The sequence below is a fragment of the Kitasatospora sp. NPDC001527 genome (assembly GCF_040298605.1).
Lineage (GTDB): Bacteria > Actinomycetota > Actinomycetes > Streptomycetales > Streptomycetaceae > Kitasatospora.
On sequence record NZ_JBEPAM010000017.1, the window covers coordinates 103064 to 115634 of the forward strand.

Sequence of the window (12571 nt, forward strand, 5' to 3'; positions counted from 1 at the left end):
GGGCCTCAGCGCCTTTCGGGGGAGGTCGAGAACATGCTCAGCATGCGGCGGGTGACGGCGAAGCCGCCGAAGACGTTGACGCTGGTCAGCAGGATCGCCACGAAGGACAGCACGGTGACGAGCGTGCGCTCGTGCCCGATCTGCAGCAGGGCGCCGACCACCACGATCCCGGAGATCGCGTTGGTGACGGACATCAGCGGGGTGTGCAGGGCGTGGTGCACCTTGCCGATCACGTAGTAGCCGATCACCACGGCGAGCGCGAACACCGTGAAGTTCTCGGCGAGTTGGGTCGGGGCGAAGGCGACCAGCAGGAACATCGCCAGCATCCCGGCGCCGATCAGGCCGAACCGGGCCGCCGGGGTGAGCCGGGCCTTCGGCTCCGCGGCCGCCGCACCGGCCGGGGCGGGAGCGGCGGGAGCTGCGGCGGCGGGAGCGGCGGAGACCGCGACGGGCGGCGGCGGCCAGGTGACCTCGCCCGCGCGGGCCACGGTCACCGCCCGCTGCACCACGTCCTCGAAGTCCAGCACCAGCCGCCCGTCCCCGCCCGGCGTCAGTAGCTTCAGCAGGTTCACCAGGTTGGTGCCGAACAGCTGCGAGGCCTGGGCCGGCAGCCGCGAGGCGAGGTCGGTGTAGCCGATGATGGTGACCCCGTTGCCGGTGACCACCGTCCGGCCGGCGACCGTGCCCTCGACGTTGCCGCCCTGCGCGGCGGCCATGTCGACGATGACGCTGCCCGCTTTCATCGCCGCCACGTCCGCCGCAGTGAGCAGCCGGGGCGCCGGCCGGCCGGGGATCAGCGCGGTGGTGACCACGATGTCCACGTCCCGCGCCTGCGCGTGGTAGAGCTCGGCCGCCGCCCGGTCGTAGTCGGCCGAGGTCGCCTTGGCGTAGCCGTCGCTGCTCGCCTCCTGGGCGACGTCCACCGCCAGGTACTCGCCGCCCAGTGACCGGACCTGGTCGGCGACCTCGGGTCGCGGGTCGGTCGCCCGGACGACGGCGCCCAGGCTGGAGGCGGCGCCGATCGCGGCCAGCCCGGCCACCCCGGCCCCGGCCACCAGCACCTTCGCCGGGGGCACCTTGCCGGCGGCGGTCACCTGGCCGGTGAAGAACCGTCCGAACACGTGGGCGGCCTCGATCACCGCCCGGTACCCGGCGATGTTCGCCATCGAGCTGAGCACGTCCATCGACTGGGCGCGCGAGATCCGGGGCACCGCGTCCAGCGCGAGCGCGGTGACCGGGCGCGCCGCCAGCGCCGCCAGCAGCTCGGGCCGCTGCGCCGGGGCCAGCAGGCCGATCAGGGTCGCGCCGTCGCGCAGCCGGGCGAGCTCGGCGGCCGAGGGGGCGTTGACCTTGAGGACGACGTCGGCGGCCCAGGCGTCGCCGGTCTCCGCGCCGGCCTCGGTGTAGGCCTCGTCGGTGAAACCGGAGGCCTCGCCCGCGCCGGACTCGACCACGACCCGGTAGCCGAGGGCGAGGATGCCCCGGACCGTCGACGGTGTGGCGGCGACCCGGGTCTCCCCGGTGGTCGACTCGGCGACCACGCCGATGCGCTGCGGTGGGTGGTGCGTGGAGCCCTGTGCGGTCATCACTCGTGCCTCTCTCGTCGGAGGAGCCGTTTGACGGCGGGATCCGCCTTCCAGGGAGTCTCGCTCCCTTGGAGGCAGGAACCTACCCGCCACGGCCGCACGAGGCGACGGGGCGTCACGGTGACGTGCTTCACCGGTCGCGGTGAACGCTGCCCGCCGGTTGCGGTGAACGCTGCCCGCCGGGTCCGGCTCCCGGCGGGGCCCGGGGGTCTCAGAAGCCGTGGACGGCGGCCCCGTCGCGCAGCAGGGCGAAGGCCGTGGCGGCCTCGGCGGCGGCCGAGCGGCCGGCCTCCTCGGGGCTCTGCCCCTCGGTGAGCCGGGTCCAGACGGCGCGGGCGAGCACCTGGCGGACGGCCACGTACTGGGCGGCGACCAGGCGGGCGGCCAGGCCGCCGTCCGGGTCCAGGGCCTCGGTGAGCGCGCGGGCGTCGGCCTCCAGGTAGTCCATCAGATGGGCGGAGAGGCTGGGCGTCTCGTAGACCAGCCGGAGGAAGGCGAGCACCTCGGGGTCGGCGGTGAGCCCGGTACTGGGGTCGCGGGCCGCCAGCCGTTCCAGGTGGTGGCGCTCCAGCGCGTCCAGCGGGGCGACGCCGGCGGGCCGGGCGCGCACCACCCGTCCGGCCTCGCCGAGGTGGTCGGCGAAGCGGTGCAGGACCAGCTCCTCCTTGCTGGAGAAGTACCGGAACAGGGTGGGCTTGGAGACCTCGGCGGCGGCCGCGATCTCGGCCACCGAGACCTGGTCGAAGCCCCGGTCGAGGAAGAGGGCGATGGCCGCCTCGGCGATGGCCTGCCGGGTGCGCTGCTTCTTCAGGGTCCGCAGACCCGGATCCGGTTCGTTCGGGCTCATGGGGTGATCATAACCCGGATAAATTAGTTACCGAGTTGCATTCATTACTCGGTTGCAGTTCCATGAAGGCATCGACGGAGACACCGACGACCGGAAGGGGCGGACACATGACGACCGTGGTGATCGTGGGGGCGGGGCCGACCGGACTGACCCTGGCGTGCGGGCTGGCCCGGCAGGGCGTGGCGGTCCGGGTGATCGACCGGGTGGAGCGGTTCCCCACCGGCTCGCGCGGCAAGACGCTCAACCCGCGCAGCCTGGAGGTCCTGGCCGACCTCGGCCTCGGCGAGCGGCTGATGGCCGCGGGCCGCACCCACCTGCCGTTCCGCAAGTACTTCGAGGGCGCGTTCGTCGACGAGACCGAGCCGTTCGCCGGCGCCGTGCCCACCGCCACCGCCCCGTACCCGGCGAGCCTGTGGCTGCCGCAGACCCGGGTGGAGCGGCTGCTGCGCGAGCGGCTCGCCGAGCACGGGGTGCGGGTCGAGCGCGGCACCGAACTGGTGGACCTGCGGCAGGACGGCTCCGGCGTGGAGGTCCGGCTCGCCGACGGCGGGCGGATCGCCGCGGGGTACCTGGTCGCCTGCGACGGCGGGCGCTCCACGGTGCGCAAGCTGCTCGGCATCCCGTTCGTCGGCGACGGCGACCCGGAGCCGGTGATGGTCTGCGGCGACGTCGAGGTCGACGGCCTGGACCCGTCCGCCTGGCACCAGTGGTTCGGCCCGCAGGGCGCGTTCATGCTCTGCCCGTTCCCCGGCACCCGCCGCTGGCAGCTCCAGGCCAGCCCGGAGACGGACGCCGACGGCCGGGCGCTCGCCCCGTCGCTGGAGGGCTTCCGGCGGCTGGCCGCCCGGCACACCGGGCGCGCCGACCTGAGGCTGTCCAACGCCACCTGGCTCTCCACCTGGCGGGTCAACGTCCGGGTGGCCGAGCGCTTCCGCGAGGGGCGGATCCTGCTGGCCGGCGACTGCGCGCACGTCCACCCGACGGCGGGCGGGCTCGGCATGAACACCGGGATCCAGGACGCCTGGAACCTCGCCTGGAAGCTCGGGTACGTGCTGCGCGGCCTCGCCGGCCCCGGCCTGCTGGACACCTACCAGGAGGAGCGGCTGCCGGTCGCCGCCTGGACGCTCGACGTCACCAGCGCCGGGATGGCGGCCGTCATGGACGGGATCGCCACCCCCGGGGTGGGCGTCGAGGCGGGCCGGGTGGGCGACCTCACCGGCCTCGCCCTGGGCTACCGGTGGAGCAGCCTGGCCGCCGACGGTCTCCCCGGCCCCGTCCGGGCGGGGGACCGGGCGCCCGACAGCCCCTGCGCCGGGCCCGACGGCGCACCGGCCCGGCTCTTCGAGCGGTTCGCCGGCGACCACTTCACCCTGCTCGGCTTCGGGGCGACCGCCCGCCCGGCCCTCGACGCCCTGCCCGCCCACGTCCACCCGGTGCCGCTCGACGACCCCGCCGGAACGGCCCGCCGGGCCTACGGCGTCACCGGCGACGCCCTGGTCCTGGTCCGGCCCGACAACCACATCGCGCTCGTCGCCCCGGCGGACGGGCGTGACACGGTGCTCGGCCACCTCGCGGCGCTAGGCCGGTAGCGGCCCGCGCGCGGGCGGGTGCTCAGGGGCGGGTGCTCAGGGGCGGGGGCGGACGGCCATGCCCGGGCGCCGCCGGTGGACCGTCAGGTAGACGGCGCCCTCCGGCCCCGCCGACACCGCGCGCGCCGCGCCGCGCGGCAGCAGGCGCAGCGCGCCCGGCTCCAGGGAGTGCTCGACGCCGCCGCAGCGCAGCGTGCCCCGGCCGGCGATGCCCAGCACCAGCACGTCCAGGTCCGGCTCCACGTGCTCGGCGACGGACGCCTCCGGGCGCAGCCGCACCACGTTCGCGTCCAGCTGGCGCTCCGCCCCGGTCAGCCGCCACAGCGCCCCGGCCCCGTCGGAGGCCGCCTCCCGCAGCAGCTCGTCCAGGACCACGCCCTCGCCGAGGGCCTCCGCATCCGTCATGCCGGACATCATCCCACCGGAGCGCGCGTCTGCCGCCCGGCCGCCTCCGGGGTGTCCAGGGTGACGGGCAGGCCGGCCTCGATCCGCCGCAGCAGACGGCCCCCGTGCACGCCCGGCGCGTCGAAGCCGCGCAGTGCGCCGGGGTCGTCCCCGGCCCCGGTGCGCAGGACCTCGGGCACCAGGACGGTCTCGGGGGCGACCGGCGGCGCCTGCGGGTCGGGCGCCAGGTAGGGCGGCGCGAGCACCGGTCCGTGCAGCGTGCCGCCGATCAGGTCCGGCTCGAACTCCGAGGAGAGTACGGTGACTTCGGCGTGCAGGTCGCCGTTGATCATCACCAGCTTGTCGGTCGTGTGGCCGACGAAGGCGCCGACCCGGACGTCCCCGCGCACCAGGAGCTTGGCGTCGCCCTCCAGGTAGACGGCCGCGGCCCGCAGGTCGCCCAGCACGATCAGCGCGGGGCAGCCGTCGTCGGTGTTCAGGACCGCCCCGCCGACGGTGAGGTCCCCGTCGACGATGTAGCCGGTGCCGTCCGGCTCCGCCGCGTCCAGGTCGAGGTGGCCCTCGACCGCCAGGTCGCCGGTGTGGACGTCGTACTCCTCCTCGTAGAGGTTCTCGTAGGAGTCCTCGGGCAGTCCGCGCCGCTCGAAGAGCGCCACGGACTCGTCCCAACTGTGCGGTGTGGTCGTGATGTTCATGGGCGGAACTGTGCCACGCGGCACTGTCGGCCGCCCCCGCCGGGGCGCCCCGGCGGGGGCGGGGGCGCTACGGGCGCGGCTGGTTGATGTTGACCAGCCAGGTGATGCCGAAGCGGTCCGTGCACATGCCGAAGACGTCGCCCCACATCTGGCGCTCCATCGGGACCAGGGTGGTGCCGTCGGCGGACAGCTTCTCCCAGTAGCCGCGCAGCTCGGCCTCGTCCTCGCCGCTGACGGACACCGACATGTTGGTGCCGGCCGTGTACGGCATGCCGGGCGGTGTGTCGGCGGCCATCAGCGTGAAGCCGGCGGTGGTCGTCAGCATGCCGTGCATGATCCGGTCGGCGCCCGGGCCGTCCCCGGCGCCGAACTCGCCGTAGGTGTTGAGCTTCAACTCGCCACCGAAGACGTCCCGGTAGAACTCCAGGGCCTGCCGGGCGTCGCCGGTGTAGTTGATGTACGGATTGAGGATGGAGGGCATGAATGGTCCCTTTCCTGGGGGAATGTCCGATCCGTAGCGTAGGAAACGGCGCGCCGAAGGGCGGGCCGACGCCCCGGCGCGAACCCGTGGAACCCGTGGAGTCCGGCACGAGCTGCCCGGACCGCACGGCACCCTGCCCGGAAGGCCCTTCCGTTCACCGGGCGGGTCTGACAGCATCGTCCGCTATTCGATGACCAAGGGCCGGTGACCGGTGCGCCGGACGCCCGGGGAGGAGCAGGATGCGGGACCGCGACGTGCCCGGTCGCCGGGGCGACGCCCACCGGCCGGCGGCCTGGGTGCGCACACGGCTGCGCTCGGCGCGGGCGGCCGCCCTGCTCACCGCCGTGCTCACGCTGGCCACCGTCTTCACCGCGGCCGCGCTGCCCAGGGCCGCCGACCGGGGCGCGGACAGCGCGGTGGCCAGGTTCGTCCTCGACCGCGGCGTCGGGGCCACCAGCCTGCACCTCACCGCCCGCCCGCGCCCCGGCACCCGGGCCGCCGACCTCGACACCCTGCGCGAACGGCTCGTGGCGCGGATCGGCGCCGACCTCCCGCTCACCCGCGACGGCGAGCACCACGGCACCCGCGCCCTGACCGCCCGCCCGATCCTCGGCGACGGCTACGACCGGCCCGGTGGGATCGCCCCGCAACTGCACCTGACGTACCTCCAGGGCCTCGCCGGGCACGCGACCCTGACCGAGGGCAGCTGGCCCGGCCCCGCCCTGCCGGGGGAGCCGCTGCCGATCGTCGTCAGCGCGCGGGCCGCCGAGAGCGTCCGGCTGAAGGTCGGCGACCTCCTCGACGGCGGCTCCGACAACGGCGCCGACGCCGGTGCCCCGCTCCGCGCCCGGATCGTCGGCCTCTACCGCGCCGACGCCCCCCGCGAGCGCTACTGGCAGGAACTGCCCTGCCCCGACCGCGCCTGCCTGAAGACCCTCGACGGCGGCGGCGTCCGCTGGGAGACCGGCGGCTTCGTCGGCCCGGACGCCCTCGCCGCCCTGCTCGCCTGGGGCGGAGGAGGCGAGGACTTCTGGCGCCTGCCGCTCGACCCGCACGCCCTGCGCGCCGACCGGCTCGCCGAGCTCCGCTCCGGCCTCGGCTCCCACCTGGCCGGGCCCGGCGCCGTCCGGGCCGCCGAGGAGACCGCCCGGCCCGACCTGAGCGTCTCCACCCTGCTGCCCGAGGTGCTCGCCGACGCCACCGCCCGCCACCGGGCCACCGCCCCGCTGGCGGCGATCGGCCCGGCCGGGGTCGCGGGAACCGCCGCCGTGGTGCTCTGCCTGGCCGCCGCCCTCGCCGCCGACCGGCGCGCCGCCGAGCTGCGGCTGCTGCGGGCCCGCGGCGCCTCGCGCACCGGCATCCTGCTGCGCCTGCTGGGCGAGTACGCGGTCACCGTCCTGCCGGCCGCCGCCGCCGGCACCGCGCTCGCCGTCCTCCTGCTGCCCGCCCCGCGCTGGACGGCGTCCGCCCTCGCGGCCGGCGCCACCGCGCTGTTCGCCCTGCTGGCCTTCCCGCTGCGCGCCACCCTGCTGCCGCCCCGGCCCCCGGGGACCACGCGGACCCGGCGCCGCCTCGTCGGTGAACTCCTCACCCTGACCGTCACGGCCGCCGCCGTGGCCGAGGTCCGCCGCCGGGGCGCGGCCCCGCCCGGCGACGCACCGGACCCGCTCCTGGTCACCGCCCCGCTGCTGGTCGCCCTCACCGGGGGCCTGCTGCTGGCCCGCGTCCAGCCCTGGCTGGTCGGCCGGCTCGCCGCCGGTGCCCGCCGCGGACGCGGCCTGATCGGCTTCCTCGGCCTCGCCCGGACCGCCCGGGACACCGCCGGCCGCCACCGGCCGGCCGTGCTGCCCACCCTCGCCCTGCTGCTCGCCGTCACCACCGCCGGCTTCGGGGCCACCGTGCTCGACACCACCGACGGCGCCCGGCTCCGCGCGGCCCGCACGGCGATCGGCGGCGACGCCGCCGTCCTGGTCCCGCCCGAAGCACCGCTGCCCGAGCCGTTCCTCACGGCCGCCGCCGCCCTGCCCGGCGTCCGCGCCGCCAGTCCCGTCCGGATCGAGCGCCAGACCTACGTCCTCGGCGTCGGCCGGCTCGCCGTCCAGGCCACCGCGGTGATCGTCGAACCGCGCGCCTACGCCGAGATCGCCCGCACCGTCGGCGCCGGCCCCTTCGACCCCGACACCCTGGCCGCGCCGCCCGGCGGCCCCGACACCCCGGTGCCCGCGCTGGTCAGCCCCGGCCTCGCCGAGCGGCTCCCGCCCGGCCCGCAGCGGTTGCGCACCCCCGGCGGCGAACTGCTCGCCACCGCCGCCGGAACCCTCGCCGCCACCCCCGCCCTGCCCGAGGCGATCCGCGAGTTCCTCGTGCTCCCGGTCGGCCCCGCCTCGGCGCGGCTGCCGGATCTCGCCCGCGCCGACGCCTGGCTGGCCGTCGGCGAGGTGGACGGGGAGCGGCTGCGCTCGCTCTTCGTGCACAGCGGCCTGGCCGACGCGACGGGCCTGGCCGAACTCCTGCGCGAGGAGGCCCGCGAGGTCAGCCGGGAACCGGACGGCATCCCCGACGGCTACCGGGTGCGCACCAGCCGCGAGGTGGACGCCCGGCTGGCCGCCGACCCCCTCCAGGCCTCCACCGTGCGGCTGTTCCGGACGGCGGCCGCCGCCGGCGCCGGATTCGCCCTGCTCGCCGTCCTGCTGACGGTCCTGCGGGCCTCGCCCGAGCGCGCGGCGCTGCTCGCCCGGCTGCGCACCATGGGCCTGCGGCCCCGCCAGGGCCTGGCGCTGATCCTCGCCGAGACCGTCCCGCAGGCCCTGGCCGCGGTGGCCGCCGGCGCCGCGGTCGCCGCGGCGGCCGTCGCCCTGCTCGGACCGGCGTTCGACCTCTCACCGCTGGTCGGCGCGACGGTGGACGACGCCCTGAGCCCGCTCGCGCTGCCGGTGCTGCGCCCCGCCGCGGCCCTGGCCCTGCTGGTCTGCGCCGCGGTGGCGCTGGAGGCGCTGGTGTCCGGCCGCCGCCAGGTCGCCACCGAGCTGCGGGCGGGCGAGCGGAACTGAGGCGGCGCCCGGACGCTCCCCGTCCGGGCGCGCCGCGCGGTCGGTCAAGGATCCGGCCGCCGTGCCGGCGCAGCTCGTGGGCGCGCTCGCCGGTGGCGGTCAGGATGTGCTCGACGCCCGGAACCGGTCGACGGTCCCGGTGGTCTCGTCGATCTTCGGCGCCCCCGGGTGGTCCTGATCGCTTGCCGGCGCCGCGGTCGTCCTAAGCCGCGGCTTCCCGCGGTACGCCGGCTGCGGCGCGGCCTTCCGCATCCGACCGGCACGCACCGGAGCCCCGGCCGGACGGCGGTCCCACCACCGCCGGCCGGCCGGGGCCCGGACCGGGTGCGGCCGTCAGGCGGCCACGAACTCCACGAGGTCCTTGGTGAACTCGGCCTCGTAGGCGCCGACCAGGCCGTGCGACCCGCCCGGGTAGACCTTCAGGACGCCCTGGGGGAGCAGCTTGACGGCCTTCTCGGCGGAGGCGGCGATCGGGACGATCTGGTCGTCGTCACCGTGCGCGACCAGCACCGGGACGTCGATCTTCTTGAGGTCCTCGGTGAAGTCGGTCTCCGAGAACGCCTCGATGCAGTCCAGCGCGTTCTTCAGACCGGCCTGCATGCCCTGCAGCCAGAACTCGCGGCGCTTGCCCTCGGAGACGGCGGCGCCGGGGCGGTTGAAGCCGTAGAAGGCCTCGCTCAGGTCGTAGTAGAACTGCGACCGGTCGGCGGCCACGCCGGCCCGGATGGCGTCGAAGGCCGAGAGCGGGGTGCCCTCGGGGTTGGCGTCGGTGCGCAGCATGAGCGGCGGCACGGCGCCCAGCAGCACGGCCCTGCGCACCCGCGCGGTGCCGTGCCGGCCCAGGTAGCGGGCGACCTCGCCGCCGCCGGTGGAGTGGCCGACCAGCACCGCCTCGGTGAGGTCGAGCTGGTCGAGCAGCTCGGCGAGGTCGTCGGCGTACTGGTCCATGTGGTTGCCGTCCCACGTCTGGGTGGAGCGGCCGTGGCCGCGCCGGTCGTGGGCGATGACCCGGAAGCCGGCCGAGGCGAGGGCCACGGCCTGGTACTCCCAGGCGTCGGCGTTCAGCGGCCAGCCGTGCGACAGGACGACGGGCCGGCCGCTGCCCCAGTCCTTGTAGAACTTCTGGGAACCGTCGGACAGGGTGATGAAGGGCATGGCGGCCTTTCGGGTCGTGCTCGGGGAGGAGCGGGGAGAGGTCGGGCCGGTGCGCTCTCGTGGGCGCTCCGGCCGGCTGGTTCCCAGCATGGCCGCCCCAGGGCCCGGGGGCACGGCCGCGGCGGGTCCTGTGCACCGTCGGTCAAACGCCGTGCGGTCCGGAGCACGTTCGGGCCCTCCACGCGGCGGGTGCGAACCCCCGGAGACGTTCCTAGGCTGGGGACATGGGTGAGTTCGACGCCTTCACGGCCCTGCTCGACTACCCGGTGTACGTGGTCACCGCGCCCGGGCCGCCGCCGGCCGGGTGCCTGGTCGGGTTCGCGGGGCAGTGCTCGATCGACCCCGTGCGGTTCGTGGTGTGGATCTCCAAGGCGAACCACACCCATGACGCCGCGCTCGCGGCCGACGCGCTGGGCGTGCACCTCCTGCCGTTCGGGCACGGGCTGGCCGCGCTGTTCGGCGGTCGCAGCGGCGACGACACCGACAAGTTCGCGGGCGTCGAGTGGTACCACGGGCCGTTCGGCGTGCCGCTGCTCGCCCAGGCGCCCGCCTGGTTCGTCGGCCGGGTGCTGGACTGCGCCGACTGGGGCGACCACACCGGCCTGCTGCTGGCCCCGGTGGCGGTCGGCGCCCCGCCCGAGGACGGGGCGCCGGTGCTGTCCTACCGCGACGTCGCCGGCATCGAGGCCGGCCACCCGGCCTGAGCCGGGGGCGTCACGCCCGGGCCACGTGTCCGGCCCACGTGTCCGGCCTAGGTGTCCGGGCCTCGCGCCTCAGCCGAGCGGACGGCAGAGCAGGGCGTCCGGGACGCCCTGGTGCAGCCACTTCCAGGTGGAGGCGACGCCGGCCAGGTACTCGTCGTCGGCGCACTGGCCCTTGTAGGACCCGGGCGCCCAGTCGCTGCCGGCCGACCCGCCGCTCGCCGGGCGGTTGTCGCCGTGGTCGAACCAGGCGGTGCGGGTGGCGGCCTGCGTCGCGGCGGCCGAGGGGGCGCAGAGCAGGGCGGCCATCGCGCCGGACCGCACGCCGTAGCCGACCGCGAGCTGCCCGTCCGGGCACTGGAGCTTGTTGTAGCCCGAGGCCCAGTCACCGTGGGTGACGTAGCGCTCGTCGGTGACGGTCACCCAGTCGCCCGCGCCGGTGGGCCGGCCGGCGGCGTCGGTGCACAGGCCCCGGCCGTCGCCGCGGGCGAGGCCGACCAGGCGCTGGCCGTCCGGGCAGTTGCCCTTGCGGTTGCCGGGGCTCCAGTCGGGGCGGGCGAGCATGCGCCGGGAGACGTCGAAGTCGCCGTGGTCGAGGTCCAGCAGGTCCCAGCTCGGGGCGGGGGCGACCTGCCCGGTGTACGACGGGGCGGAGACCAGCCGGTTCCAGGCGGCGGCGCGCCAGTCGCCCGGGTCCTCCAGACTGAGCGCCCGGCCGGCGGTGTCGAAGTGGAGCAGCGCCCAGCTGTCGTTCGGTACGCCGCCGTTGTGCCAGCCGACCAGCGGCCAGATGGCGAAGTCGGTGTCGTTCGCCGCCAGGATCCGGGTGAAGGCGTCGAACCAGGCGTGCTCCGCGGCGTCGGTGGAGCCCCGGCCGCCGGCGCCGAACTCGCTGATCCACACGGGCGCGGTGAAGTGCTGGCCGGAGCGGGTGACGAACAGCGCCTCGTCGTCGACGACCCGGGCCAGCTGCTCGGGGGTGAAGTCCTGGTAGCGGGGGTCGCCGGTGGCTCCCGGACCGCTCGCCGCACCGGTGTTGGCCGGGCCCGTGTAGCCGTAGAAGTGCGCCGAGTAGACCAGCTTGCCGGAGTCGAGGAGGGTGTGCGAGAGGGTGCGGACCGGGGCGAGCTGGGGGCGGCCGTGGCTGAATCCGGCGGCGGGGATGCCGTACCAGTTGATGCCCTCCATGATGACGAGCATGTCCGGGTCGGCCCGGAGGATCCGGTTGCCGGCCTCCTCGAAGGCGGCGTACGCGTCGTGGCCGTCGCCCAGGCCCCAGTTGGGGTCGTCCCAGACGTCGCGGCGGATCTCGTTGCGCAGGTCGGCGCCGACCACCCGCTTGTCGTTGCTGTACCGGTTCACCAGGAACACCCAGTCGTCCACCCACGCCTGGGTCGACTGGCCGCTGTTCCACCGCTCGTTGCCGTCCAGGCCGCAGCAGAACCGGTAGCTGGTGGTGTGGTTGTTGAGGATCACCGCGAAGCCGTCGGCGGTGAGCGCGGCCACCACGGCGTCGTACACCTGGAGCGGGGTCCGTCCCCTCAGCTGCGGGTTGGCGGCGACGGCGGCGTCCGGGACGGGGGCGGTGTCGTGGATCATGGCGTTGGCGAAGGGCAGCCGGATGCTGTTGACGCCGAGGCGGTGGAAGCCGCCCAGGATGTCGGCGATCGGTGCCCGGTCCAGGCCGAGCGGCAGGTTGTGGGACACCTGGCCCGCCTGGTTGTTCGCCGGGTCGGTGGCCGTGCCGCTGCCCTGCCAGGTGCCCTGGGCGCCCGCCCAGTTGCCGGCCTTGAGCTTGAAGCGGTCACCGTTGGCGTCGACGACATAGCGGCCCCGGGTGCTCAGCGGTCCGGTCCACGAGGCGGAGAGCTGGGCCCCGGTGAGCGGGGTCGGCGGCGGCACGGGGTCGGCCGTGGCGGTGCCCGCTGTGCCGGTGGTGCCGGTGGTGCCGGCGGAGGCGGCGGGGCCGGCCGCCGCGGTCATCGCGAGGCAGGCGAGCAGGGCCGTGCCCGCCGCCAGTGCGCGGCGTGCGAACGTCTTCATGGTCATCCCGGTGGGTGAG

The 12571-nt window shown here is 76.0% G+C and carries 10 protein-coding genes; 3 read left to right on the forward strand and 7 right to left on the reverse strand.

Annotation, left to right across the window (positions count from 1 at the left end; genetic code table 11):
- Positions 1 to 5: 5 nt before the first annotated feature.
- Positions 6 to 1586, reverse strand: coding sequence for a Re/Si-specific NAD(P)(+) transhydrogenase subunit alpha (locus ABT238_RS18455; protein ID WP_350765608.1), 1581 nt, complete (start codon positions 1584 to 1586; stop codon positions 6 to 8).
- A gap of 211 nt (positions 1587 to 1797) precedes the next feature.
- On the reverse strand, positions 1798 to 2433 hold the full coding sequence (locus ABT238_RS18460; protein WP_350565121.1) for a TetR family transcriptional regulator: 636 nt from the start codon (positions 2431 to 2433) through the stop codon (positions 1798 to 1800).
- Positions 2434 to 2540: 107 nt separating this feature from the next.
- On the opposite strand from ABT238_RS18460, the gene ABT238_RS18465 reads away from it, so the two are divergent.
- The gene (locus tag ABT238_RS18465; RefSeq protein WP_350565119.1) at positions 2541 to 4022 is read left to right on the forward strand and encodes an FAD-dependent monooxygenase; all 1482 of its coding nucleotides are present in this window, start codon (positions 2541 to 2543) and stop codon (positions 4020 to 4022) included.
- 36 nt (positions 4023 to 4058) lie between these two features.
- Here the strand turns inward: ABT238_RS18465 and ABT238_RS18470 are convergent, their stop codons facing one another.
- From ABT238_RS18470 to ABT238_RS18480, 3 genes are all read right to left on the reverse strand, one after another.
- A complete protein-coding gene (locus tag ABT238_RS18470; RefSeq protein WP_350565117.1) occupies positions 4059 to 4427 on the reverse strand; it encodes a cupin domain-containing protein in 369 nt (122 codons plus the stop codon).
- 8 nt (positions 4428 to 4435) lie between these two features.
- Positions 4436 to 5122, reverse strand: coding sequence for a hypothetical protein (locus tag ABT238_RS18475; protein ID WP_350765687.1), 687 nt, complete (start codon positions 5120 to 5122; stop codon positions 4436 to 4438).
- Between the two features lie 67 nt (positions 5123 to 5189).
- Positions 5190 to 5603 carry a VOC family protein gene (locus ABT238_RS18480; RefSeq protein WP_350565113.1) on the reverse strand — a complete coding sequence of 138 codons (414 nt, stop codon included), beginning with the start codon at positions 5601 to 5603 and terminating at the stop codon, positions 5190 to 5192.
- A gap of 239 nt (positions 5604 to 5842) precedes the next feature.
- Here ABT238_RS18480 and ABT238_RS18485 point away from each other — a divergent pair, with 239 nt between their 5' ends.
- Positions 5843 to 8653 (forward strand): hypothetical protein, encoded by a 2811-nt coding sequence (locus tag ABT238_RS18485; RefSeq protein WP_350765736.1) that lies wholly within the window; start codon positions 5843 to 5845, stop codon positions 8651 to 8653.
- 333 nt (positions 8654 to 8986) lie between these two features.
- On the opposite strand, the gene ABT238_RS18490 is transcribed toward ABT238_RS18485, so the two are convergent.
- Positions 8987 to 9808, reverse strand: a complete 822-nt coding sequence (locus ABT238_RS18490) for an alpha/beta fold hydrolase (RefSeq protein ID WP_350565109.1) — start codon at positions 9806 to 9808, stop codon at positions 8987 to 8989.
- A gap of 224 nt (positions 9809 to 10032) precedes the next feature.
- On the opposite strand from ABT238_RS18490, the gene ABT238_RS18495 reads away from it, so the two are divergent.
- Positions 10033 to 10512, forward strand: a complete 480-nt coding sequence (locus ABT238_RS18495) for a flavin reductase family protein (protein WP_350565108.1) — start codon at positions 10033 to 10035, stop codon at positions 10510 to 10512.
- Between the two features lie 69 nt (positions 10513 to 10581).
- Here the strand turns inward: ABT238_RS18495 and ABT238_RS18500 are convergent, their stop codons facing one another.
- Complete coding sequence (locus tag ABT238_RS18500; protein ID WP_350765806.1) at positions 10582 to 12552, reverse strand: glycoside hydrolase family 5 protein; 1971 nt, start codon at positions 12550 to 12552, stop codon at positions 10582 to 10584.
- Positions 12553 to 12571: the final 19 nt, after the last annotated feature.